The 22,389-nt window shown below is 71.6% G+C and carries 20 protein-coding genes and 1 pseudogene; 14 read left to right on the top strand and 7 right to left on the bottom strand.

The annotated features are described in order from the left end of the window. Nucleotides 1-503: 503 nt before the first annotated feature. The 5 genes from ACIGWZ_RS14630 (at nt 504) to ACIGWZ_RS14610 (ending at nt 5,825) form a co-directional block, all read left to right on the top strand. A complete protein-coding gene (locus tag ACIGWZ_RS14630; protein ID WP_400064290.1) occupies nt 504-1,322 on the top strand; it encodes a response regulator transcription factor in 819 nt (272 codons plus the stop codon). Nucleotides 1,323-1,346: 24 nt separating this feature from the next. Then, nucleotides 1,347-2,372, top strand: coding sequence for a LacI family DNA-binding transcriptional regulator (locus tag ACIGWZ_RS14625; RefSeq protein WP_400064289.1), 1,026 nt, complete (start codon nt 1,347-1,349; stop codon nt 2,370-2,372). A 132-nt stretch (nt 2,373-2,504) separates the two neighbouring features. After that, nucleotides 2,505-3,536 (top strand): S1C family serine protease, encoded by a 1,032-nt coding sequence (locus ACIGWZ_RS14620; protein WP_400064288.1) that lies wholly within the window; start codon nt 2,505-2,507, stop codon nt 3,534-3,536. Nucleotides 3,537-3,672: 136 nt separating this feature from the next. Next, entirely contained in the window at nt 3,673-4,410 is a 738-nt protein-coding gene (locus tag ACIGWZ_RS14615) for a response regulator transcription factor (RefSeq protein ID WP_400064287.1), read from the top strand. After that, nucleotides 4,407-5,825 carry a sensor histidine kinase gene (locus tag ACIGWZ_RS14610; protein ID WP_400064285.1) on the top strand — a complete coding sequence of 473 codons (1,419 nt, stop codon included), beginning with the start codon at nt 4,407-4,409 and terminating at the stop codon, nt 5,823-5,825. Before ACIGWZ_RS14615 ends, ACIGWZ_RS14610 begins: the two co-directional genes overlap by 4 nt. 35 nt (nt 5,826-5,860) lie before the next feature. Here ACIGWZ_RS14610 and ACIGWZ_RS14605 read toward each other — a convergent pair whose 3' ends face one another. Next, nucleotides 5,861-7,225, bottom strand: a complete 1,365-nt coding sequence (locus ACIGWZ_RS14605; protein WP_400064283.1) for a DUF2993 domain-containing protein — start codon at nt 7,223-7,225, stop codon at nt 5,861-5,863. Nucleotides 7,226-7,557: 332 nt separating this feature from the next. Here ACIGWZ_RS14605 and ACIGWZ_RS14600 point away from each other — a divergent pair, with 332 nt between their 5' ends. The 3 genes from ACIGWZ_RS14600 (at nt 7,558) to ACIGWZ_RS14590 (ending at nt 10,484) form a co-directional block, all read left to right on the top strand. Beyond that, on the top strand, nt 7,558-8,415 hold the full coding sequence (locus ACIGWZ_RS14600; RefSeq protein ID WP_400064281.1) for an SDR family oxidoreductase: 858 nt from the start codon (nt 7,558-7,560) through the stop codon (nt 8,413-8,415). A 172-nt stretch (nt 8,416-8,587) separates the two neighbouring features. After that, nucleotides 8,588-9,562: an aminoglycoside phosphotransferase family protein gene (locus ACIGWZ_RS14595; RefSeq protein WP_400064279.1), complete on the top strand. Its 975-nt coding sequence runs from the start codon at nt 8,588-8,590 to the stop codon at nt 9,560-9,562. A 115-nt stretch (nt 9,563-9,677) separates the two neighbouring features. Beyond that, the gene (locus ACIGWZ_RS14590) at nt 9,678-10,484 is read left to right on the top strand and encodes a hypothetical protein (protein WP_400064277.1); all 807 of its coding nucleotides are present in this window, start codon (nt 9,678-9,680) and stop codon (nt 10,482-10,484) included. Nucleotides 10,485-10,565: 81 nt separating this feature from the next. Here the strand turns inward: ACIGWZ_RS14590 and ACIGWZ_RS14585 are convergent, their stop codons facing one another. Then, nucleotides 10,566-12,386, bottom strand: a complete 1,821-nt coding sequence (locus ACIGWZ_RS14585) for a bifunctional metallophosphatase/5'-nucleotidase (protein WP_400064276.1) — start codon at nt 12,384-12,386, stop codon at nt 10,566-10,568. 129 nt (nt 12,387-12,515) lie between these two features. Here ACIGWZ_RS14585 and ACIGWZ_RS14580 point away from each other — a divergent pair, with 129 nt between their 5' ends. Beyond that, nucleotides 12,516-13,499 (top strand): erythromycin esterase family protein, encoded by a 984-nt coding sequence (locus tag ACIGWZ_RS14580; RefSeq protein WP_400064275.1) that lies wholly within the window; start codon nt 12,516-12,518, stop codon nt 13,497-13,499. A gap of 17 nt (nt 13,500-13,516) precedes the next feature. Beyond that, entirely contained in the window at nt 13,517-14,434 is a 918-nt protein-coding gene (gene mshD, locus ACIGWZ_RS14575) for a mycothiol synthase (protein ID WP_400064467.1), read from the top strand. A gap of 142 nt (nt 14,435-14,576) precedes the next feature. On the opposite strand, the gene ACIGWZ_RS14570 is transcribed toward mshD, so the two are convergent. Continuing rightward, the gene (locus tag ACIGWZ_RS14570; RefSeq protein ID WP_400064465.1) at nt 14,577-14,852 is read right to left on the bottom strand and encodes a GNAT family N-acetyltransferase; all 276 of its coding nucleotides are present in this window, start codon (nt 14,850-14,852) and stop codon (nt 14,577-14,579) included. Here ACIGWZ_RS14570 and ACIGWZ_RS14565 point away from each other — a divergent pair. Continuing rightward, nucleotides 14,760-15,020: a hypothetical protein gene (locus tag ACIGWZ_RS14565; RefSeq protein ID WP_400064485.1), complete on the top strand. Its 261-nt coding sequence runs from the start codon at nt 14,760-14,762 to the stop codon at nt 15,018-15,020. The genes ACIGWZ_RS14570 and ACIGWZ_RS14565 overlap by 93 nt on opposite strands. Nucleotides 15,021-15,040: 20 nt before the next feature. Here ACIGWZ_RS14565 and ACIGWZ_RS14560 read toward each other — a convergent pair whose 3' ends face one another. From ACIGWZ_RS14560 to ACIGWZ_RS14545, 4 genes and pseudogenes are all read right to left on the bottom strand, one after another. Next, complete coding sequence (locus tag ACIGWZ_RS14560; protein WP_400064483.1) at nt 15,041-15,187, bottom strand: hypothetical protein; 147 nt, start codon at nt 15,185-15,187, stop codon at nt 15,041-15,043. Nucleotides 15,188-15,433: 246 nt separating this feature from the next. After that, nucleotides 15,434-15,547, bottom strand: a pseudogene (locus ACIGWZ_RS14555) (AraC family transcriptional regulator); the annotation flags it as partial. Nucleotides 15,548-15,577: 30 nt separating this feature from the next. Further along, nucleotides 15,578-17,371, bottom strand: coding sequence for an ABC transporter ATP-binding protein (locus ACIGWZ_RS14550; protein WP_400064463.1), 1,794 nt, complete (start codon nt 17,369-17,371; stop codon nt 15,578-15,580). A 260-nt stretch (nt 17,372-17,631) separates the two neighbouring features. Then, nucleotides 17,632-17,790, bottom strand: a complete 159-nt coding sequence (locus ACIGWZ_RS14545; protein ID WP_400064273.1) for a hypothetical protein — start codon at nt 17,788-17,790, stop codon at nt 17,632-17,634. Nucleotides 17,791-18,236: 446 nt separating this feature from the next. Here ACIGWZ_RS14545 and ACIGWZ_RS14540 point away from each other — a divergent pair, with 446 nt between their 5' ends. The 3 genes from ACIGWZ_RS14540 to ACIGWZ_RS14530 are packed head-to-tail and all read left to right on the top strand — an operon-like array spanning nt 18,237 to nt 22,138. Further along, on the top strand, nt 18,237-20,534 hold the full coding sequence (locus ACIGWZ_RS14540) for an RNA degradosome polyphosphate kinase (RefSeq protein WP_400064271.1): 2,298 nt from the start codon (nt 18,237-18,239) through the stop codon (nt 20,532-20,534). Next, the gene (locus ACIGWZ_RS14535; RefSeq protein ID WP_400064269.1) at nt 20,497-21,705 is read left to right on the top strand and encodes a CHAD domain-containing protein; all 1,209 of its coding nucleotides are present in this window, start codon (nt 20,497-20,499) and stop codon (nt 21,703-21,705) included. Before ACIGWZ_RS14540 ends, ACIGWZ_RS14535 begins: the two co-directional genes overlap by 38 nt. Beyond that, on the top strand, nt 21,698-22,138 hold the full coding sequence (locus ACIGWZ_RS14530) for an NUDIX hydrolase (protein ID WP_400064268.1): 441 nt from the start codon (nt 21,698-21,700) through the stop codon (nt 22,136-22,138). The genes ACIGWZ_RS14535 and ACIGWZ_RS14530 overlap by 8 nt, the downstream gene beginning before the upstream one ends. Nucleotides 22,139-22,389 lie beyond the last annotated feature (251 nt).

Raw genomic sequence — 22,389 nt, 5'->3', positions numbered from 1 at the left:
CATGCTCCCCCTGGCCGTATGGGGCGGCGTGGCGCGGCACGGCCGGGCCGCCCGGGGAGAAGCGGGGGCCGGGGACGCTTCGAAGCCCCCTGATCCGGGCCCTGCGCGAGGTGTCCGCGGCCTCGATCCGGACGCCTTCTTCCGTCAACGGTGTCGCCCGATGACCACTCGAAGTGATCGACGGAACACAAGAACGTGCAAAATCGGCCGTGGGTCCAGAACCCGGGTGAGCTATTCTGCTGGGCAAGAAGGATCCGGGCAGCGTAGCCCCCGGGTCCTTTTGTGCTTTCACACCCGCGGAGCGGGCAAGCGCAACGTGTACGCGAGGCGTGACCGAGAGCACCCGTACGAAGCAGTGCCGCAGACTGCCCCCGGCCCCGGCCGGGTGGTGCCCCCGTCGCAGGGACCGAGGAGGAACCAGACGTCATGGGCAAACGAAGCGAGCAGGACCGTGAGCAGCCGCACAGGATGAAGAACGCCGAAAACCGGGTAGGTGGTAGGAAGTGAGTTCGCTTCTGCTGCTGACCAACGCACTCCAGCCGTCGACGGAGGTGCTCCCGGCGCTCGGCCTGCTGCTGCACAGCGTGCGGGTGGCCCCCGCCGAGGGACCGGCCCTCATCGACACCCCCGGGGCCGACGTCATACTGATCGACGGCCGTCGTGATCTTCCGCATGTCCGGTCCCTGTGCCAGCTGCTGCGGTCCACCGGACCCGGCTGCCCGCTGGTGCTGGTGGTGACGGAGGGCGGGCTGGCCGCCGTCACCGCCGACTGGGGCATCGACGACGTTCTGCTCGACACGGCGGGGCCCGCCGAGGTGGAGGCGCGGCTGCGGCTGGCGATGGGCCGCCAGCAGATCACCACCGACGACGTCCCTACCGAGATCCGCAACGGTGATCTCTCGGTGGACGAGGCGACCTACAGCGCGAAGCTCAAGGGCCGGATACTGGATCTGACCTTCAAGGAGTTCGAGCTGCTGAAGTACCTGGCGCAGCACCCGGGCCGGGTCTTCACCCGCGCCCAGCTCCTCCAGGAGGTATGGGGCTACGACTACTTCGGCGGTACGCGGACGGTCGATGTGCACGTGCGGCGGCTGCGCGCCAAGCTCGGCCCCGAGCACGAGTCGCTGATCGGCACGGTCCGTAACGTCGGCTACCGCTTCGTGACGCCGGAGAAGCCCGAGCGGACGGCCGAGGCCCAGGCGAAGCCGCAGGCCACGGTCGACGGGGATGCCGTGAAGGGGAACTCCCGGGACGGTGACGGCGGCGGGAAGGCCGTTGGGACCCGTGCCGAATCGGGTGCCGGACGCCCTGCCCCCCGGTAGAACCACCCGCGTAGACTGCCGCGCGTGGCCAAGGTGACGCGGGATGATGTGGCAAGGCTGGCGGGTACCTCCACCGCCGTCGTCAGTTACGTCATCAACAACGGACCAAGGCCGGTCGCCCCGGCCACGCGCGAGCGGGTACTCGCCGCGATCAAGGAGCTCGGCTACCGGCCGGACCGGGTCGCGCAGGCGATGGCGTCCCGCCGCACCGACCTCATAGGCCTGATCGTGCCGGACACCCGGCAGCCGTTCTTCGCGGAGATGGCACACGCCGTGGAGCAGGCCGCCGCCGAGCGCGGGAAGATGGTGCTGGTCGGGAACGCCAACTATCTCGATGAGCGCGAGGTGCACTACCTGCGCGCCTTTCTCGGGATGCGGGTGTCCGGGCTGATCCTGATCAGCCAGGGGCCCAGTGAGCATGCCGCCGCCGAGATCGATGCGTGGGACGCGCGCGTGGTGCTGCTGCACCGGCGGCCGGACGCCATAGACGACGTCGCCGTGATGACGGACGACGTCTGGGGCGCCCAGCTGGCGACCCGGCATCTGCTCGAACACGGCCATCCGTACGTCGCCTTCCTCGGCGGTACGGAGGAGACCCCGAAGTCCGGCGACCCGGTCACCGACCACGTCGAGGGCTGGCGGCGGGCCATGCTGGAGTCCGGCAAGACGCCGGAGGGGCGCTATTTCCAGGCGCCGTACAACCGCTACGACGCCTACCAGGCCGCGCTGACGCTGCTGGCGGGCCCGGACCGGCCGCCGGCCATCATGTGCGCCACCGACGACCAGGCGATCGGGGTGCTGCGGGCCGCCCGTGAGCTGCGGATCGATGTGCCGGGCGAGCTGGCCGTCGCGGGCTTCGACGATGTGAAGGAAGCGGGGCTGACGGATCCGCCGCTGACGACCGTGGCCTCGGACCGCCAGGCGATGGCGCGGGCCGCGGTGGACCTCGTCCTGGACGACGGGCTGCGGGTGGTCGGATCGCGCCGGGAGCGGCTGCGGCAGTTCCCGTCGCGGCTGGTGGTACGGCGCTCGTGCGGCTGCGGGGGCTGACGGCCGCAGCGGAAACGCGGCCGTTCCGGGGTCGTGCCGGGGGGCCGTCCTTATACCGGGCATACCCACTTCTGTCGGGTCTCTCAGGGCGTTCTCAGACCGTTCTCATGGACGCACAGCACAGTCGATGCCATGACCGACAGCTACCGCCGAAGCGGCGATGAGATGCCACAGGACCGGCCGTACGCATACGGCGACGACCACGGGCAGGCGATTCCGCCGCAGCCCGCGTACACACCGGGCATGCCGGGTCCCGCGCCCCGCGAGCCGCGGCGCAAGGTACGGGGGCCGGTCGCGCTGATCGCGGCGGTGGCGCTCGCCTCCGGTCTCATCGGCGGAGGCAGCGCGGCGCTGCTGGCCGGCGCCACCGGGCACGCGCAGCAGGACAACGTCGGCACGCCGCTCGTCAACGCGGGCAAGAGCAGCGGCAGCGGCGTATCGGGGGTGGCCAGGGCGGTCAGCCCGGCGATAGTGGAGATCAAGGCCCGGACAGCGAGCGGGGAGTCCACCGGATCCGGCGTGGTGATCACCAGTGGCGGCGAGATCGTCACCAACAACCATGTGGTGGCCGGGGCGCGCACGGTCGATGTCACCTTCAGCGACGGCAGCAGGAAGACCGCCCGGGTCGTCGGGACCGACCCCGACAAGGACCTGGCGCTGATCAAGATCCGCGGCGCCAAGGGGCTGACGCGCGCCACCCTCGGCGACTCCGACAAGATCGCGGTCGGCGACGGAGTGGTGGCGATCGGCTCGCCCGAGGGCCTCACCGGGTCCGTGACCAGCGGCATCGTCTCCGCCCTGAACCGGGACGTCACCGTTCCCAAGGACGAGGAGCAGGGGCAGCAGCGAAACCCGGGCGACGGCGGCGGCTGGCCGTTCGAGTTCGGCGGCAACCAGTACAACGGCGACACCGGGTCCTCGAAGACCTCCTACAAGGCCATCCAGACCGACGCCTCGCTCAACCCGGGCAACTCCGGCGGCGCGCTGATCAATATGCAGGGCCAGATCGTCGGCATCAACTCCGCGATGTACTCGCCGAGTTCGGCATCGAGCAGCACCGCGGGCAGCGTCGGCCTCGGCTTCGCCATCCCGATCAACACCGTCAAGGCGGACCTCGACTCGCTGCGGAACGGCGGGAGCGGGGGCAGCAACGGCCGGGTCTGACGCCCACGCCCTTCAGGGCGCGGGGATACCCCCACCCCGGTCCGCCGCCGTGCAAGGCTGAGGACCGGCCGTTCGTTCCTCCCCCGTGCCGTAAGGGCAGGGGAGGTACCCCCATCCACCCGAGGTAACCACGCACATGAGCCCCGCCGAGCACGGTGATCAGCCCGCCCGCATCCTGATCGTCGACGACGAGCCGGCCGTCCGCGAGGCGCTGCAACGCTCGCTCGCCTTTGAAGGCTATGGGACGGAGCAGGCGGTCGACGGTCTGGACGCGGTCGAGAAGGTCGCGTCGTACGACCCCGAGCTGATCGTGCTGGACGTCCTGATGCCCCGGATGGACGGGCTGACCGCCGCCCGGCGGCTGCGGGCGAGCGGGGTGACCGTACCGATCCTGATGCTGACCGCACGGGACACGGTCGGCGACCGGGTCACCGGGCTGGACGCCGGTGCCGACGACTACCTGGTCAAGCCGTTCGAGCTGGATGAGCTGCTGGCCCGGATCCGCGCACTGCTGCGCCGCAGCTCGTACGCGGCGGCGGCCGGCGCACCGCCCGAGGACGGCGAGACGCTGTCGTTCGCCGATCTGCGGATGGACCTGACGACCCGCGAGGTGACCCGCGGCGGCCGGCCGGTCGAGCTGACCCGTACCGAATTCACGCTGCTGGAGATGTTCCTGGCGCACCCGCGGCAGGTCCTGACCCGCGAGCAGATCCTCAAGGCCGTCTGGGGCTTCGACTTCGAGCCCACCTCCAACTCCCTCGATGTGTATGTGATGTATCTGCGCCGCAAGACGGAGGCGGGCGGCGAGCCGCGGATGGTGCACACGGTGCGCGGGGTGGGCTATGTCCTGCGGTCGGAGGGCGGCGCGGAATGACGCGCTGGTACGGCAGGCTGCCGCTGCGCTCCCGGTTGGCGATGCTGGTGGGGCTGGCGGTGGCGGTGGCGGTCGCCGTGTCGGCCGCGGCGTGCTGGCTGATCACCCGCGACCGGCTCACCCATCAGCTGGACGAGACGCTGAGCTCGGTCAAGCTGGACGACAAATCCGTAGCGGACCTGTACGCGGCCTGCACCGGCCGGCCCCAGCCCGGTCTGAGCTCCCAGGCCACTCCGTACACCATCCGTCTGATCTGGGCGAGCGGCGAGGTCTGCACCTTCCCGGGCAAGTCCAAGATCCCGGTGCAGCAAGCGGATCTGCAGGTGGCCCAGCGGCAGCTGGCCAGTGACCTGCGCACCACGAAGGACCGGAGCGGCGCCGAGATGCGGGTCTACGACCGGGCGGCCGTCGACCCCTCCTCGGGCAACCAGCTGGCCGTTTCCGTCGCCGCCCCCCTGGACCAGGTCACCCGGCCCCTCAACCAGCTCGCCCTGGTGCTGCTGTTCGTCGCCGGAGCCGGGGTGCTCGGCGCCGCGACCGCCGGGCTCGCGGTCGCCCGGGCCGGTCTCAAACCCGTCGACCGGCTCACCGACGCCGTCGAACACGTCGCCCGCACCGAAGACCTCGCCGTGCGGATCCCGGTGGAGGGCGAGGACGAGATCGCCCGTCTCTCCCGCTCCTTCAACTCCATGACCTCCGCGCTGGCCGCCTCCCGCGACCTCCAGCAGCAGCTGATCGCCGACGCGGGTCACGAGCTGCGTACGCCGCTGACCTCGCTCCGTACCAATATCGACCTGCTGGTGCGCAGCGAGCAGTCCGGCCGGCCGATCCCGGCCGCGGACAAGGCGGCGCTGCTGGAGTCGGTGAAGGCGCAGATGGGGGAGCTGGCGGCGCTGATCGGCGACCTCCAGGAGCTGTCCCGGCCGGCACGCGGGCAGGCCGCCGTCGAGGTCGTCGCCCTGCACGACATCGTCGACTCCGCGCTGGCCCGCGCGCGGCTGCGCGGCCCGTCCCTGACCATCACCGCGGACCTCGACCCCTGGTACGTCCGCGCCGAGCCCGCCGGGCTGGAGCGCGCGGTGGTCAACCTCCTCGACAACGCCGTGAAGTTCAGCCCGACCGGCGGCTCCGTCGAGGTCCGGCTGACGGGCGGCGAGCTGGCCGTCCGGGACCACGGCCCCGGTATTCCGCAGGACGAGCTGCCGCATGTCTTCGAGCGGTTCTGGCGCTCGCCGTCCGCCCGCAGTCTGCCCGGCAGCGGGCTGGGCCTGTCGATCGTGGCCCGTACGGCGGAACAGGCGGGCGGCGCCGTACGGCTGCGGTCCGCGGACCTCGGCGGGACGGAGGCGGTGCTGACCCTGCCGGGCGCGTCGACGCCGCCACCGGAGATGCCGGAGCCGCCGCAGGGGCCGTAGCCCCGCCGCCCGCTCTCCTCCGGCCGCCGCTCCGGCTACTTCTTCGCGGCATCCCCGAACGGCAGGTTCCGCCCGGCCATCTCGGCCCGGATGCCGTCCCGCTCGACGGAGATGTCGAGGAGCCGGATGTCGCCGGGCGTCTTCGGCAGCCGGAAGGACAGCGACAGCTGGTCGGCGAGCTGGGGCTTGGTCAGGCCGGTCAGCGCGCCGAGGATCTTCGGGTCGATGCCGACCTTCTCCAGCAGCCAGGGGTGATCGGTCACCACGTCCACCAGATTGACCTTCATCAGCTTCTCGATGAAGCGCGGCGAACCGGTCAGCTCATGCAGCTTTTCCTCGCTGCGCAGCGCGTCGTCGATGTACTGCTGGGGAATGCCGATGCGCTGGGCGATCGCCGGAATGCTCAGCATCGCCTTCACCTTGGCGGCCTCCCGGCTGAGCTGGGCGGCCGCCTTGCGGGTCAGCCGGAGGCCTTCTTCCTTGCCGGTGCCGGGGCGGTAGACGGCGACATCGCCGATGTCGAGACGCATGCGGCTGATGTTGGTGGAGATTCCGCGGTCGCCGGCCCGCTGAATGTGCGCCTCGGCCCGTACGCGCAATTGGTGACCGGCGATCGGCAGCCGGCCGACGGCGCGGACCGCATTGGGGCCCATTTCGCTGAATTTCACCTGGGAGGCGCCCAGTTCGCGATTCATGTCGTCGAAGGCGAGCAGCACGCTGCCGTTCATGTTGCCGATCGTGGCGCCCTTGATGGAGGTGGGCAGATCGCCGTCGATACGGATGTCGTTCGCGGTCGCCGAGAACTTCGCCAGCGAGACCCGGTCGGCGGCCAGGTCGGGAATGGTGACGTCCACGCGGTCGAGGCGCTTGTCCAGGACCTGGGTGAGGAAGGGGAAGCCCTGGATCTCGACTTCGGGATTGGCCGTCAGATGCAGCGAATCCTTGAGCTTTTCCTCGGTCTTGTTCTGCGCGTAGAGCACGGCGAACCGGTCGAAGAGGGCGAGGAATGCCGTACAGACCAGGACGGCCACGAGCAGTTTCGCGGTGAGCGGGACGGCGGCGAAGCGGCTGACCCCCCGCTTCGTCCGGCGGTGGTTCGGCGGCGTCCACTCCTCTTCGTCCTCGTCCGACCGCAGTCCCAGGCCCAGCGGATCGTCGCTGTCGTCGCGCTCGTTGAGGTACGTGCGGCGGGCGAGCCGGTATTCCGACTCGGGCTCCGGCTCGGGCTCCGGTTCCGGTTCGGGGTCGGCGAGGGCGGCCAGATCCGCGTAAGGATTGACCTTTTCCAGCTTCCGGGTGTCGCCGCGGGTGTCGTCCGGAGCGCCCGGCGCCGGGGAATGCGCGGGCGGCTGAGCGGCGGACGACGGTGAGGGTGAAGATATGCGTATGGGGGTTCGCATCCGCACATCCCACCATGAGCGGGACCCTTGAGTGCAACTCCTACCGGCAGTATGTGACGTACGCGAAAGATGCTCGGTCGGCTTGGCGAAAATTTGTCGCGTCCGTGGTGCGCGCTGAACCGGCGTCAGATGTCTTGATGACCTGAGCGAGCGTCACCCGCCTTGCCTGCCTCTTCGCGGCTTTCCCCGACTCCGCCCTGGCCTGCCCGGCGCTTCCCGCCCCTCCGCACCCGCCCTTCGGACGAGGGAAGGCGCCGCCGGAACAAGCGGCCCGGCAAAGGCGTTCTCGTGACGACCGCCACATGCAGACATCTCTCGCAAAGGTGTATTCCATGATCGTTGTGACCGGAGCGACCGGCAATATCGGCCGCAGCCTTGTCGGCCGGCTTCTCGAGGACGGCGTGGCCGTCCGCGCGCTGACCCGCGACCCCGCGCGCGCCGGCCTGCCGGCCGAGGCAGAGACGGTCCGCGCGGACCTCACCGATGCCGCCGCCCTCGAACCTCTGCTGGCCGGCGCCGACGGCCTGTTCCTCAATCTCGCCGCGGGCGGCGAGACCGCCGCCGCCGCGCTGCTGGCCGCCGCGGTGAAGGCCGGCGTACGGCGCGTCGTCCTCAACTCCTCCATGGCGGTGACGGATACGCCCGCCGACGAGTCCAACTTCGTCTCCCGGACGCACGCCGCCCTGGAGCGCGCGGTGCGCGACTCCGGCCTGGAGTGGACCTTCGTGCGCGGCGGCAACTACGCCACCAACGCCCTCGCCTGGGCCCCGGCGATCCGGGAGTCCGGCGTGGTGCGCGATGCGCATCCGGGCGCGCAGGGCGTGCCCGTCCATGAGGCCGATCTCGCGGATGTCGCCGCCGTCGCCCTGCTGGACCGCACCGGCGCCCACCTCGGCCAGGCCCATGTCGTCACCGGCCCGGAGTCGAAGACCGTGGCGGAGCAGGTCGCCGAGATCGGGCGGGCGATCGGGCGCGACCTCCGCGTCGAGCAGATCTCCGAGGACGAGGCCGTCGAGGCGATCGTCGGAGGGCACCTCTCCAAGGAGGCCGCGCGGGAACTCGTCAGGCTCTACGGCCAGTCGGTCGGTCAGCCGCCGTATCCCGTCTCGGACGCGGTCGAGCGGGTCACCGGCCGTCCCGCCCGTTCGTTCGCCCAGTGGGCGCGGGACCACGCCGCCGACTTCTCCTGACCGGCCAGGGAACGCTAAGGGAGCGATCCGGGAGCCGTAGGGAGCCGTCCGGGGGGCCCGTAGGGGGCGCGCCCGGTGACCGCCGCGACACGGTCGGCGGTCACCGGGACGCGCCCCGCGGCCGCCCGAAAACCCTTTGCCGGCGCGGTCTCCGCCGCTCTACGGTCCGCGCATGCTGGTGCGCGCGGACACGGACGACGGGGACGACGGGGACGACGAGGGGAACGCGGCCGTCCTTGAGGAACGGGCGGATGCCGCCGCCCTCTGCGCCCGGCTCGGCCTCCGGGAGGCCACCCTGCACCGCTTTCCGGCCGGCTCCCTGCCGGTCTACGCCGTGGGCGAGCGGTACGTCCTCAAGCTCTTCCCGGCCGCGAGCGCCGCCGAGGGCGTGGCCGAGGCCCGGGTCCTGGCCCATCTCCAGGGGCGGCTGCCCGTCCCCACCCCGTACGTCCACGACGCCGGGGAGTACGGCAACGGCCGGCGCTACCTCCTGATGTCGCGGCTGCGCGGCGACGATCTGGCCGTGGCCTGGCCCCGCGTCCCCCGCGCCGACCGGGACCGGATCGCGACCGAGGTCGGCGAGACGCTCGCCGCGCTGCACGCCCTGGACCCGGCGCCGCTCGCCGATGTCCTGGGTCCTGGTGACTGGTCCGCGTTCCTCGACGCGCAGCGCGCCACGGCCGTCAGCCGACAGCGCGCCCGCGGCCTGCCCGACCCCTGGCTGGAGCGGATCCCCGACTTCCTCGACTCCGTACGCCCGCCCGCCGCACGGCCCGACATGGACGGGAAGGCCGCCGGGGTGCTCCTGCACACGGAGTTCATGCGGCAGCACCTGCTGATCGACGCCCATGACGACTGGCGGCTGACCGGCCTCGTCGACTTCGAACCCGCCATGATCGGCGACCGCGCCTACGACTTCGTCGCCGTCGGCCTCTTCGTCTCCCGCGGTGACCCCCGCCTCCTGGGGCGCGTGCTGCGCGCCTACGGCGCGGCCTTCGACCCGCGTACTCTCCTCGCCCACGCCCTGCTGCACGTCCACAGCAACTTTCCCTGGTACCTGCGGGAGCTGCCCGCCCCGCCGCGGCCGACGCTGGAGGCGCTGGCGGAGCGGTGGTTCGCAGCGGACCGGACCCGGTGGGGGGAGTAGGCGCCGGGTTCCCGGGCAGGGGGCGGGGGATCCGGCGCCCGGCGTCACCAAGGGCCCACAGGCCGGGTGGCTACGCTGGGCGGTCCACTGTCACGGGAATTGAGGAACAGCCGCAATGGCGATGCGCAAGGGCACGATGAAGGAACAGGTCAGCGCGGCGATAGCCCAGCAGGCGCCCGGCGACCGGGCGTTGGTGACGTTCATGACGATCACCGGCCCCACTCCGTGGCTGACGACGGGCGTGCTCGGGCTGATCGGGCAGCTGCTGGTGAAGTACTACTTCGTCACGCTGACGGACCAGGCGGTCGTGCTGCACCGGGTGCACCGCTTCAGCCAGCGGCCGCAGGAGATCAGCTACGCGATTCCGCGTGAGCAGGCCCAGCAGGCGTTCTCGGACGTCACTTTCAACCCGCTGTGGAGCTCGGTCAAGCTGGCGCTGCCGGGCGAGTCGGTGCCGACCCGGATGAACGTCCACCGACTCTGGCGGGGCGAGCTGGAGCAGCTGCTGGGCATGCTGGGCGGCGCCCCGCAGCAGGGGTTCGCGGGGCAGCAGCCCGGTATGCCGCCGGTCCAGCAGCAGGGGTACGCGCCGCAGGGCGTCCCGCAGCAGCACCCGCAGCAGCACCCGCAGGGGGTACCGCCGCAGCCGCAGCACGGCTACCAGCAGCAGGCCCCGCAGCCGGGCTATCCGCAGGGCGCACCCGCCCCCGGCCAGCCGCAGCCCGGCTATCAGCAGGCGCCGCAGCAGCCGGCCCCGCAGCAGAACCAGTACGGCTACCCGCCGGCCCACCCCCAGCAGCAGCCCGGCCAGTACGGCTACCCGGCCGCACCCGCCCCCGGCCAGCCGCAGCAGCCCGGTTACCCGCAGCAGCCCGGCTACCAGCAGGCCCCGCCGCAGCAGGGCAACCCGTACGGCGGCTGACCCCCCGACATACCGGCGCCCCTTGCGCGGCCCGTGCGGGCCGGACAAGGGGCGGTCGGGTGGCTGGGGCGGCCCTGCGGGCTACTTCACCACGGTGATCCGGTCCGCCTTCGGCGGGTCCAGCGGGGCGGACGCCGAGGAGTGGGCGGTGAGATAGGCGGTGAAGGCGTCCAGGTCGGAGGGGCCGACGTACTTGTTCTTGCCGTCCTTGAAGACGGGGAAGCCGTCGCCGCCGCCGGCCAGGAACTCGTTCATCGCGACGCGGTAGGTCTTGGCCGGGTCGAGGGGCGCGCCGTTGAGCTTGACCGAGTCCTTGACGATGCGGTCGGCGCCGGTCTTGGTCAGGTCCAGGGTGTAGGTCAGGCCCTTGGAGACCTGGAGGATCTTGGGAGAGGCCTGGTTCGGGCCGCTGACCTGCTGCTGAAGGCCGGTCAGAAGCTGGGCGCCGGTGAGGTCGATGACGTTCGTCATGTTGGTGAAGGGCTGGACGGTGAAGGCTTCGCCGTAGGTGACGACGCCGTCGCCCTCCGGGCCGGAGGCCTTGTAGGCGAGGTCGGAGCGGATACCGCCGGGGTTCATCAGGGCGAGCTGGGCGCCGCCCTTGTCGGCGGCCTGGGCGGCCTCCAGTTGGGCGTCGGAGATCACGTCGCCCAGGGGCGATTCGAGGGTGCCGGAGCCGCGGCCCGCGATGTCGGCGGCGACATGGCCGACCGGACGGTTCGCGACCGGCGCGGCGAGCTTGTTCCAGCGGGCGAGCAGGGACGTCATGTCCGCGGCCTTGGGCTGGTTGCGGTTCACGACGTGGTTGGCCGCGCCCGGTGCCTTGACCTTGGTGCGCACGATGTCATGGGTGCGGCGGTCGTAGGTGAGGGTCGTGTCCGTGTAGAGCTTGCCGAAGGAGGCCGCGGAGGTGACCGTACGGGGCATGCCGGACGGGTCCGGGATGGTGCAGGCGTAGGCCTGGTGGGTGTGGCCGGTCACCAGGGCGTCGACCTTCGGGGTCACCTGCTTGGCGATGTCCGTGATCGGGCCGGAGATACCGTCGCCCGGCCCGGGGCTGTCGCAGTCGTAGTTGTACGAGGTGGAGGCGGTCAGGCCGCCTTCGTGGATGAGGGCGACGATCGCCTTGACGCCCTGCCGGTTGAGCACCTTGGCGTACTTGTTGATCGTCTCGACCTCGTCGTGGAACTTCAGGCCCTTGACGCCGTCAGCGGTGACGACGTCCGGGGTGCCTTCCAGCGTCACGCCGATGAAGCCGATCTTGACGCCCTTGTGCTGCCAGACGGTGTACGGCTTGAGCAGCGGCTTGCCGGTCCGGTCGTCGGTGACGTTCGCGGCGAGGTAGGGGAAGTCGGCCCCGGCGAACTTCTTGCCGTCCTCGTAGCAGCCGTCCTTCGGGTGGCAGCCGCCCTTCTGCAGCCGCGTCAACTCGGCCCGGCCCTCGTCGAATTCATGGTTGCCGACCGAGGTGACGTCCAGGCCCAGCTTGTTCATGGCCTCGATGGTCGGCTCGTCGTGGAAGAGGCCGGACAGCAGCGGGCTGGCACCGACCATGTCGCCGGCCGCGGCGGTGATGGAGTACGGGTGTCCCTTACGGGCCGTGCGGAGGGACTGCGCCAGGTACTCGACGCCGCCGGCCGGGACGCTCTTCTTGGTGCCGTCGGGCTGGAGCTCCTCGACGGCGCCGGAGGAGCCCTGCGGCGGTTCGAGGTTGCCGTGGAAGTCGTTGAAGGAGAGGAGCTGTACGTCGACCGTGCGGCCGGGCCGCGGGTGCGCGCTCTGGGCGCCGGCCGGCAATGCCGTCGCGGTGACCCCGATGGCGGCGGCCAGTACGGCGGCCCCGGCTGACAGTCCGACCGTCAGTCTGCTGCTCGGTCGGCGCCGTTGAGGTGTGGATGGCATGGGTTCCCCTCCTGGATGGTCTGAGCGGTCGGCAGCTTAAGGTCGACGCGCGTAGCGCAACAGGGGGGAAAGGTGACGAGTGAGCGAATCCCTTGACCTCAAGCAAAGTTGAGGGCCGAGGCTGACGCCATGAAGACGACAGTGAGCCAGGAGATCCCGCGCTGGATCGGGCGGCACGCACACCCGCTCACCACCCTCGACCCGGCGGCCCCGCTGACCGATCTGCTGCCCCTGCGCGACGCCGTGGGCGAGGCCCGCGTCGTGGCCATCGGGTCCGCGACACGCCAGGCCCATGAACTGGCCGCGCTCTCGCACCGGCTCCTCCGGCTGCTGGTCGAGCGCCTGGGGTTCCGCTCGGTGGCCCTGGAGGGCGATGACGCGGAACGGCTCGGGCTCGGCACGTACATCAGGACGGGGGAGGGCGATCCCCGGGCGCTGCTGGCCGGGGCCCGGTCGTTCTGGCGGCTGGAGGAAACCGCCGAGGCCGTGCGCTGGATCCGCGCGTACAACCGCGCGCACCCGCAGGACCCGGTGCGTTTCGTGCCGGCGCCCTCCCACTCGCCGCAGGACCGCCCCGCCATGGAACGGGGCATGGCGGACGAGGTGATCCGGTGGCACCGGCGCACCGGGGACAGGACCGTCTACTGGGGCGGCCTCGCGCACACCGCCGTCGGCGGTGCGCGGACGACCTACCCCACGAACCCGCCCGTGGCCCACCGCAATGTGGGCGGCCATCTGCGGGAGCACTTCGGGCCCGCTCTGGTATCCGTCGCGCTGACCTTTCACCACGGGCGCGCCCCCTACCCCGTCCCCGCCCCGCCGCCCGACTTCGCCGACGCGGTGCTGGGCAGCGCCGGGCCGGCCGCGTACCTCCTGGACCTGCGCACCGAGGGACCGGACGCGGTACGGGACTGGCTCGGCTCGCCCACGGCCCGGACGCGCGTCATCGGGCCCGCCTTCGACCCGGCGGACAACGCCGCCTTCCGCCTCTCCGGCGGGTCGCTCGCGGAGTGGTTCGACGTCGTCGGACACGTCCGGGAGGTCACCCCGGTGCGTTTTCTCGCGCCCGACCGCCCGGCCCCCGAGCGGGAGAGCCGTACGCTTCAGGCATGACTGACGCTGCACAGGAGATGGGCCGGTCCGGCCGCAGGATTCAGGTGGTCGAGGAGCTGGCGCCGGATGCGGCCGCGGCCGTGCTGGAACTGATCGAGCGGGCCTCGCGGACGGACGGGCAGCCGGCCGTGTCCGAGCAGGGACGGCTGCAGCTGCGCGGCGGGCGGCGCGCGGGGGTGCGGCATGTGCTCGTGCATACGCTGGTGGACGACGAGGAGAAGCTGGTCGGGTACGGGCAGCTGGAGGACACCGACCCGGTGGAGGCGCCGGCCGCCGAGTTGGTCGTGCACCCCGCCTACCGCGGCCGCGGGCACGGCCGGGCGCTGGGTACCGAACTGCTGGTGCAGTCCGGCCGCCGGCTGCGGGTGTGGGCGCACGGCGGGCATCCGGCCGCCCGGCACCTCGCCCAGACCCTCGGCCTGACCATGTTCCGGGAGCTGCGGCAGATGCGGCGCTCGCTGGGCGATCTGACGCTGCCGGAGCCGGAGCTCGCCGAGGGCGTCTCCGTACGGACCTTCCAGCCGGGCAACGACGACGCGGCCTGGCTGGAGGTGAACGCGGCGGCCTTCGCGCACCACCCCGAGCAGGGCTCGCTGACCCAGCGGGACCTGGACGACCGCAAGGCCGAGCCGTGGTTCGATCCGAAGGGCTTCTTCCTCGCCGAGCGGGACGGACGGCTGGTCGGCTTCCACTGGACCAAGGTGCATGCCGAGGAGGGCCTCGGCGAGGTCTATGTGCTGGGGGTGCGGCCGGGCGCGCAGGGCGGCGGGCTGGGCAAGGCGCTGACCGCGATCGGGCTGCGGCATCTGGCGGCGCAGGGACTGCCGACCGCGATGCTGTACGTCGACGCGGACAATGTCGCGGCGGTGAGCGTGTACGAGCGGCTGGGCTTCGTCACGCACGAGACGGATCTGATGTACCGGTCGGAGACCTGAGGGACCCGGCCCTATGGCGACGGCCCCGCGCGTTCGCTTCGGCGATCGCGGGGCCGTTGTCCGGTGCGCTGCGGGTCAGGCGGCGGGGAAGACGAGCGCCGGGGCGACGGAGCTTGTATGAACTCCCGCGCCGCCCGGTCGCTCAGGCGGCCGGCCGCTGCGCCTGCCACTCCCGCGCCGGCATCGCGTAGATGACCTCGTCGCTCCCTTCCCCGCCGAGGGACCCGTTCTCCCGCAGATGGCTCTCGCGGCGCATCCCCAGACGCTCCAGCAGGCGGGCCGACGCGTTGTTCCGGCCGTCCAACTCGGCCTGGATGCGGTGTAGTTGAAGATCTTCGAAGCCCAGCTTCAGCAGGGCTCGGCTCGCCTCGGTGGCGTAGCCGTGGCCGCTGTGATCGGGGTGGACGACATAGCCGATGCCGCCCTGGCGGTGTTCGGCGCTGGTCCAGCAGGGGTAGCGGCAGACCTCGGGCAGCCGCTGGTAGGCGTAGATCGCCTCGAAGTCGTCGGTACGGACCGGACGGTCAGCGTACGCAGGGGGTCGGCGGCCGCAGCCGACCTTTCCGGCACCCCGCTGCTCCGCTGAGCGGCGCCGTGAAGGAATGTCTACGTTCGGTTCGCCTTCTTCACGGCTGTCACCGGAAGCGTGGAGCCGTCCTGTGGATGCGGGGCCGCCGTCGCCTGTCCGGTGAGACCGAGCAGCACGGTGGCGGCCAGCCCCGACAGCAGGATCATCCGCCAGTTGCGTTTCATGTAAGCCGGTTCTTCCTCTGCGAGTCATGTGCGATTCCCACCGGCGGAGTCAATGCGAGGTGAGACGGCAGGCGGACAGCCTCCGCCGATGCCTCCCTAACGGCTTCCGGCGTTCGCGCAAGTGGTCACGTTCCAGGGCTTCGCCGATGCGCTCTCCCGTTGCGCATCGGCGAAGGTTCCTCCAGGTTGCCGGAAGGCGGCGGGGAAGTCGTGAGCGCTGAGTGCACAGCTGTGTTGGCAATGCGTTCACGCGTGGCGCTGGAGGGCCTGGTGCCGGTGGTCGGTGGGTGTGGTGCCGTAGGCGGAGCGATAGGCGCGGCTGAAGTCGTTGGCGCGGGGGTAGCCCCAGCGGGTGGCGATCCCCGTCTGCTTGAACTCGGATGAGTACGCTCATGACCCGGCCGCCGGCCGGGCCGTGTGGCCGTGGAGGCGGGCGTAGGTGCCGGAGCGGCCCAGCAGTTCCTCGTGGCGGCCGGACTCCACCAGCCGGCCGTGGTCGAGGACGAGGATTCGGTCGGCGTCCGGGGCCAGCCGCAGGTCGTGGGTGATCAGGAGGGTCGTACGGCCGGACATCAGCCGACGCAGCGGCGCGATCACTTGGCGGGCGGAGAGCGCGTCGAGGCCGGCGGTCGGTTCGTCCAGGACGAGCACCGGCGCGTTGCGCAGAACGGCGCGGGCGAGGGCGATGCGCTGGAGCTGGCCGCCGGACAACTGGGCGGTGCCCGGGGCGATATGGGTGGCGTAGCCGTCGGGGAGCGCGCTGATGAACGCGTGGGCGGCGGCGTCCCGCGCCGCCCGGACGACCTCGTCGTCGGTGGCGCCGGGGCGGCCGCAGGCGATGTTCTCCCGGATGGTGCCGTGCAGGACGAGCGTCTTCTGCGGGAGCAGGGTGATGTGTTCGCGGAGGTTTTCCAGGGGGAGGGCGTCGAGGCGGGTGCCGTCGAGCCGGATGTGGCCGGCGGCCGGGTCGTAGAAGCGGGGCAGGAGCCTGGCGATCGTCGACTTGCCGGCTCCGCTGGGGCCGGTGATCAGGATCAGTTCTCCCGGGCGGGCGGTGAAGGACACGTCGCGGAGGGCGTACGGGGCGGCGGCCGATGCGGTGTCCGCGGCGTCCGGCCCGGGGTAGCGGAACCAGACGTGGTCGACGTCGAGGACGCCGCGGACCTGCCGGGGCGGCCGGGGTACCGGAGGGTCGGAGACGGCGGGCCGGGCGGCGAGGATCTCCAGCAGCCGCTCGGCGCCGGCGGTGGCGGCGGTGACGGTCAGCCCGAGCTGGCCCAGCGCCCGGATCGGCGGGTAGAGGTAGCCGAGGAAGGCGGCGAAGGCGAGCAGCTGCCCGAGGGTCATCCGGTCCTGGGAGATCTCCCAGGCGCCGAGACCGATGACGGCGAGTACGCACACCGTCTCGATGACCTCGACGAGTTGGGTGTACATCTCGCTGAGCCGGGCCCCGCGCACCGACGCGCGCATCCAGGCGCGGGCCTCGGTGTCCAGCCGCTTCTCCTCGGCCCGCCGCCGGTTGTACGCCTGGGTCAGCACGATGGTGCCCAGCGACTCCTCGACGACCGAGGTGATGGCCCCGTCGGCGACCCGTTCCTGCCGGGCCGCGGTCCTGATACGGCTGGCGAACTGCCGGGCGGCCAGCCAGAACAGCGGCGCGAGCACGAACGTCGCCAGCGCCAGGTCCCAGCGCAGAATGAGCGCGGCGGTGAAGAAGAAGACCGTGCTGAACAGCGCCGATACGGTGCGGACCACCCCGGAGACCACCAGCTGCTCGATGGCCTCGACGTCTCCGGTGAGGCGTTCGACGAGATCGCCCTGCCGGTGCCGCTGGAAGAAGTGCGGCGGCAGGTCCTGGACGTGGGCGAAGATCCGGGCCCGCAGCCGCATCACGAACCGCTCCGCCACCCATACGGCCGTGGAGTTGCCGACGTATCCGACGACGGCCGCGAAGGCCGCCACCCCCAGCCACTGGGCGGCCGGCGCCCAGAACGCGTCGAGCGACCCCTTTTGCAGGGCGTGGTCGGTCAATTCGCCGAAGAGGAGAATCGCGGCGGTCTCCGCGAGGGCGGCGATCACGACGCAGCCGCAGATCAGCGCCAGCCACCGTCGGTCGCCTTTTACGAGTGGCCAGAAGCTACGGAAAGCCAGCCGGGCGGTGGTATTTACCGGCCGCACCCGCATTCCGTCGGCCGTACCTCCGCCGTCCCGGCTCCCCTTTTCCTTTTCCTCTCTCCCGGTGAATTCCGTTACCGGGGGATGCGGTGCGGGCGCCGGGGCCCGCAGTCGTAGGGTCGCCTGCTCGTCGTACGGGGACATCCGCCGCCGCTCCTCTTCCGCGCTCCGTGCGTCGTGCCCGTGCGTCCGTCCGCCCGTGTGTCCGTATGGGGCCCGGAGGCGGGTCCCGGCCCCACACCGGGACCCGCCTCCGGAGGGTGCGGGCGTCAGCCGCCGATCACCCGGCGGGCGGCGCGCTTGACGACGACGACCTTGCCCGGGCGGTGGGAGGTGGTGACCCGGCCGCAGTGCTCGGCGGGAATGCCCCGGTGGGCGGGCTCGCCGCGGTGGGCCGGAATGGCGGGAATGATCTCACGGAAGCTCATGGTTTTCTCCGTCGTTCGAGACTTCTCAAGGAAATGGCCGGTATTTCTCGCCGCCGCCGGATGTCCCTCCCGGCGGCGACAGAGAAAACGCTACGCCAGGAAATCGAGTGGGTGCGGCCATTTTCCGTGAGGTCTTTCTTAAATAAGGATGAGGGTGTTTCTCATGCGTAATGCAGGTTTACCCGGGCCTTATCACGGACATCCGCACGAGGGGCGGCGGCGGACCGCTCCCCGCGGTCCCGGGCGGGCGCCACGCCCTGGCCCGGACCCCTGGGGGTAGCGCCCCGCTTGCCTGTCCGCCATATCCGCGTTACCGGCGATTCAATGTCGCTTGCGAGCATCGCTGAATGCAGCCCGCTGTGCCGAACGCACCGAAACCGAGGCTCCGAGTGGCGCCGCCGCTGTCCGACGCGCCTGGAATCCCCGGAGCGCGGAAGAATGAAGGCATGAACCAGCAGTCGCGCGCTCAGGGCCAGGTCCAGCCCGAGTCGCAGTCGCCGAAGCCGTCACCGGCCCCGCCCGAGGCCGCCGGGCCCGCGGTCCAGCCGTCGGTGGGCTCCATCGCCGCGCACCGCCCCAACGCGGTCCGCAGCACGCTCCCCGAGCTGGAGCCCGAGATGGACGCCGACCTCGACTCGTACGAGGAGACGGGTGTGCCCGGCGCCGACGGCGAGGAGCTGCCCAGCGGCCGCTTCCTGGACCGCGAGCGCAGCTGGCTGGCGTTCAACGAGAGGGTCCTGGAGCTGGCCGAGGACCCGGCGACCCCGCTGCTCGAACGGGCGAACTTCCTGGCGATCTTCGCCAGCAACCTGGACGAGTTCTTCATGGTCCGGGTGGCCGGCCTCAAGCGGCGGATAGCCACCGGAGTGGCCACCCGCTCGGCATCCGGCCTCCAGCCCCGCGACGTGCTCGACCTGATCTGGACGCGCTCGCGCGAGCTCATGGCCCGGCACGCCGCCTGCTTCCAGCAGGACATCGCCCCCGAGCTGGCCGACCACGGCATCCATCTCATCCGCTGGCCCGAGCTGGCCGAGAAGGAGCAGGCCCGGCTGTTCACCCTCTTCCGCCAGCAGATCTTCCCGGTGCTCACTCCACTGGCGGTGGACCCGGCGCACCCCTTCCCGTACATCTCGGGACTGTCGCTGAACCTGGCCGTCGTCGTACGCAACCCCGTCAGCGGCCACGACCACTTCGCGCGGGTCAAGGTGCCGCCGCTGCTCTCCCGGTTCCTGGAGGCCTCCCCGCAGCGCTACGTCCCCATCGAGGACGTCATCGCCGCCCACCTGGAGGAGCTGTTCCCGGGCATGGAGGTGCGGGCGCACCACATGTTCCGGGTCACCCGCAACGAAGACCTCGAGGTCGAGGAGGACGACGCCGAGAACCTCCTCCAGGCCCTGGAGAAGGAGCTGATGCGGCGCCGCTTCGGGCCGCCGGTCCGCCTCGAGGTCGAGGAGTCCATGGACCCGGGCGTGCTCGATCTCCTCGTACAGGAGCTGAAGGTCTCGGACGCCGAGGTCTATCCGCTGCCCGGCCCGCTCGACCTGACCGGCCTCTTCGGCATCGGGGCCCTGGACCGCCCCGAGCTCAAGTACCCGAAGTTCGTGGCCGGCACCCACCGTGACCTCGCGGAGGTGGAGTCGGCGACCGCCCCCGACATCTTCGCCGCCCTCCGCGCCCGCGACGTCCTGCTCCACCACCCGTACGACTCCTTCTCCACCTCCGTACAGGCCTTCCTGGAGCAGGCCGCCGCCGACCCCGACGTCCTCGCCATCAAGCAGACCCTCTACCGCACCTCCGGCGAGGACTCCCCGATCGTCGACGCCCTGATAGACGCCGCGGAATCCGGCAAACAGGTCCTCGTCCTCGTCGAGATCAAGGCGCGCTTCGACGAGCAGGCCAACATCAAGTGGGCGCGCAAGCTGGAGGAGTCCGGCTGCCACGTCGTCTACGGCCTCGTCGGCCTCAAGACGCACTGCAAGCTGTCGCTCGTCGTCCGTCAGGAAGGCGAGATGCTGCGGCGCTACTCCCATGTGGGGACCGGCAACTACCACCCCAAGACGGCCCGGCTGTACGAGGACCTGGGGCTGCTGACCGCCGACCCGCAGGTCGGAGCCGACCTTTCCGACCTCTTCAACCGGCTCTCGGGCTACTCGCGCCGCGAGACCTACCGCCGACTGCTGGTCGCCCCCAAGTCCCTCAGGGACGGGCTGGTCCAGCGCATCACCAAGGAGATCGCGCACCAGCGGGCGGGCCGGCCCGCCTACGTCCGCATCAAGGTCAACTCCATGGTCGACGAGGCCGTCATCGACGCCCTCTACCGCGCCTCCCAGGCAGGCGTGGCGGTCGACATCTGGGTGCGCGGCATCTGCGCGCTGCGCCCGGGAGTGCCCGGCCTGAGCGAGAACATCCGCGTCCGCAGCATCCTCGGCCGCTTCCTGGAGCACTCGCGGGTGTTCGCCTTCGGCAACGGCGGCGAGCCCGAGGTCTGGCTGGGCAGCGCGGACATGATGCACCGGAATCTGGACCGGCGGATCGAGGCGCTGGTGCGGGTCACCGACCCGGCGCACCGCGCGTCCCTCAACCGGATGCTGGAGACCGGCGTTTCGGACACCACGTCCTCCTGGCACCTGGGCCCGGACGGCGACTGGACCCGGCATGCGGTGGACGCGGACGGCGCGCCGCTGCGCAACGTACAGGAAATGCTCATTGACGCCCGGAGGCGCCGGCGTGGCCCAGCGACATGACCAGCCGACCGGAGGGCCGGCGGGTCTTATCGGTATCGGATACGAGCCCGGCGGGGCACCCGGCGCCCGTGCCGCGGTGGTGGACGGGCCGGAGGGAGAGCTGTACGGCCCGTACCGGGCCGGGAACGCGGGGGAGTTGGGGGACATGGGGGGCTCGGCCGGGAGCGGTTCGGGGGAGCCGGAGGGGTCCGAGGGCCTGGGAGCCGACGCCCGTACGGCCGGCGAGGTGCTCGCCGGATACCTCCACCGCCAGTCCGCCGACTTCCTGCGCAGCCTGCGGCTGCACCGCGAGAGCGGTTCGGACGCCCAGGGCGCGGGCGAGGCCGCCGGGCTGCTGCGCAGCTCCGCCCGCCGGATCAGCGCCACCCTCTTCACCTTCCAGCCGCTGACGGACGAGAACTGGGCCGACCAACTCCGCGCCGAACTCGGCTGGTTGGCCGGTTCCCTGGCCCGCGAACACGCCTGCGGGGCCCGCCGCGACCGCCTCATGGCCGCCCTGCAACGCCTCACGACCCCCGCCGTCAACGCCCCTTCCCCCGACCCGGACGCCGAGAGCGCCCTGTCGGCCGGGGCCGCGCGGGCCGGGGCGCTGCTCGACCGGCAGCTCACCCTCGCCCGCACCCGCGCGCACTCCGCCGCGCTCCAGGCGCTGGGCTCCTCCCGCTTCCACGCCGTCGCCGACTCCGTTGCGGTGCTCGCCTCCGAGGCCCCGTTGCACCGCGCCGCCGCCGACGCACCGGCGGCCGAGGCGCTGCCCCAGCTCGCCGAGCAGGCCCACCGGCGCCTCGCGGAGGCCGTCACCGCCCTCCCGCTCTCCCGCGCCGGCCACCCGTACAACGCCGATGCGCTGGCCGCCGACCACCGCCAGGACGCGCCCTGGCACCAGGTGCGGATGCTGGTCCGGCTGAGCCGCTACGCCCAGGAAGTGATCGCACCGGGGCACGCCGACCTCCGCCTGACCGACGCCGGCCGCGCCCTGGAGCGCCACCGCGACGCCGCGGAGGCCGCCGCCGCCGCGGCCGCCGCCGCGCGCACCCCCCGGATCGCCCCCGCCACCGCCTACGCCCTGGGCGTCCTGCACGCCGATCAGCGCCACGAGGTGGAGGCGGCCCGCTTCGCCTTCGGCCGGGTGTGGCTGACGTGGGCCAAGGGGGGCGGATCGCATGGCTGAAGGATCGCTCGTCCGGGCGGCGGGATGCGTGCTGTGGCGCCGTGCCGCGTCCGGTGAGGGCCTGGAGATCGCCCTCGTGCACCGCCCCAAGTACGACGACTGGTCGCACCCCAAGGGCAAGCTGAAGCGCGGCGAGGACGCCCGGACCGGGGCGCTGCGCGAGGTGCTGGAGGAGACCGGCATGACGTGCGACCTCGGCCCCGAACTGCCGACCGCCCGCTACCTGGTCGACGGCCGCCCCAAAGAGGTCCGTTACTGGGCGGCCGAGGCCCTTGCCGGCGTTTTCGTGGCGAACAAGGAGGTGGACCGGCTGCGGTGGCTGCCGCCCGCCGCCGCCCGCGGAGACCTCACGCAGGACAGGGACCGGGAGTTGATCGCTGCATTTCTCAGTGCCCTGCACATGAGCGGGGAGGGAACCCGGCGGCCGGATTGATCCCGCCCCGGTCCGGGCCCGGGGCCCGGTGACGGACACGGCCGAAGACGGCGCGGACTCCACATCGTCCGCGCCGTCTTCCGTGTGCCGTGACCGCTCAATTACCGGCGCTTATCTGAAATTCGGGTCAATTGATAAGCGGAGTGACGCCAGTTCGCGACGGCCGGGGGCCTCGGCGCGTCACTGACCGGGGTGTACGGCATTTTGTATTAACCTCCATTAACTGTATGAAGTCGATCAATTACTGATCG

It is taken from the genome of Streptomyces sp. NPDC053427 (assembly GCF_044544985.1).
GTDB lineage: Bacteria > Actinomycetota > Actinomycetes > Streptomycetales > Streptomycetaceae > Streptomyces.
Note: the sequence above shows the minus strand (reverse complement) of the source record. Positions and strands in the feature narration are given on the sequence as shown.

Coding starts and splice junctions, on each gene's coding strand:
- ACIGWZ_RS14620 (WP_400064288.1), top strand. CDS start 2,505: ATGACCGACAGCTACCGCCGAAGCGGCGATGAGATGCCACAGGACCGG.
- ACIGWZ_RS14615 (WP_400064287.1), top strand. CDS start 3,673: ATGAGCCCCGCCGAGCACGGTGATCAGCCCGCCCGCATCCTGATCGTC.
- ACIGWZ_RS14610 (WP_400064285.1), top strand. CDS start 4,407: ATGACGCGCTGGTACGGCAGGCTGCCGCTGCGCTCCCGGTTGGCGATG.
- ACIGWZ_RS14605 (WP_400064283.1), bottom strand. CDS start 7,225: ATGCGAACCCCCATACGCATATCTTCACCCTCACCGTCGTCCGCCGCT.
- ACIGWZ_RS14600 (WP_400064281.1), top strand. CDS start 7,558: ATGATCGTTGTGACCGGAGCGACCGGCAATATCGGCCGCAGCCTTGTC.
- ACIGWZ_RS14595 (WP_400064279.1), top strand. CDS start 8,588: ATGCTGGTGCGCGCGGACACGGACGACGGGGACGACGGGGACGACGAG.
- ACIGWZ_RS14590 (WP_400064277.1), top strand. CDS start 9,678: ATGGCGATGCGCAAGGGCACGATGAAGGAACAGGTCAGCGCGGCGATA.
- ACIGWZ_RS14585 (WP_400064276.1), bottom strand. CDS start 12,386: ATGCCATCCACACCTCAACGGCGCCGACCGAGCAGCAGACTGACGGTC.
- ACIGWZ_RS14580 (WP_400064275.1), top strand. CDS start 12,516: ATGAAGACGACAGTGAGCCAGGAGATCCCGCGCTGGATCGGGCGGCAC.
- mshD (WP_400064467.1), top strand. CDS start 13,517: ATGGGCCGGTCCGGCCGCAGGATTCAGGTGGTCGAGGAGCTGGCGCCG.
- ACIGWZ_RS14560 (WP_400064483.1), bottom strand. CDS start 15,187: ATGAAACGCAACTGGCGGATGATCCTGCTGTCGGGGCTGGCCGCCACC.
- ACIGWZ_RS14550 (WP_400064463.1), bottom strand. CDS start 17,371: ATGCGGGTGCGGCCGGTAAATACCACCGCCCGGCTGGCTTTCCGTAGC.
- ACIGWZ_RS14545 (WP_400064273.1), bottom strand. CDS start 17,790: ATGAGCTTCCGTGAGATCATTCCCGCCATTCCGGCCCACCGCGGCGAG.
- ACIGWZ_RS14540 (WP_400064271.1), top strand. CDS start 18,237: ATGAACCAGCAGTCGCGCGCTCAGGGCCAGGTCCAGCCCGAGTCGCAG.
- ACIGWZ_RS14530 (WP_400064268.1), top strand. CDS start 21,698: ATGGCTGAAGGATCGCTCGTCCGGGCGGCGGGATGCGTGCTGTGGCGC.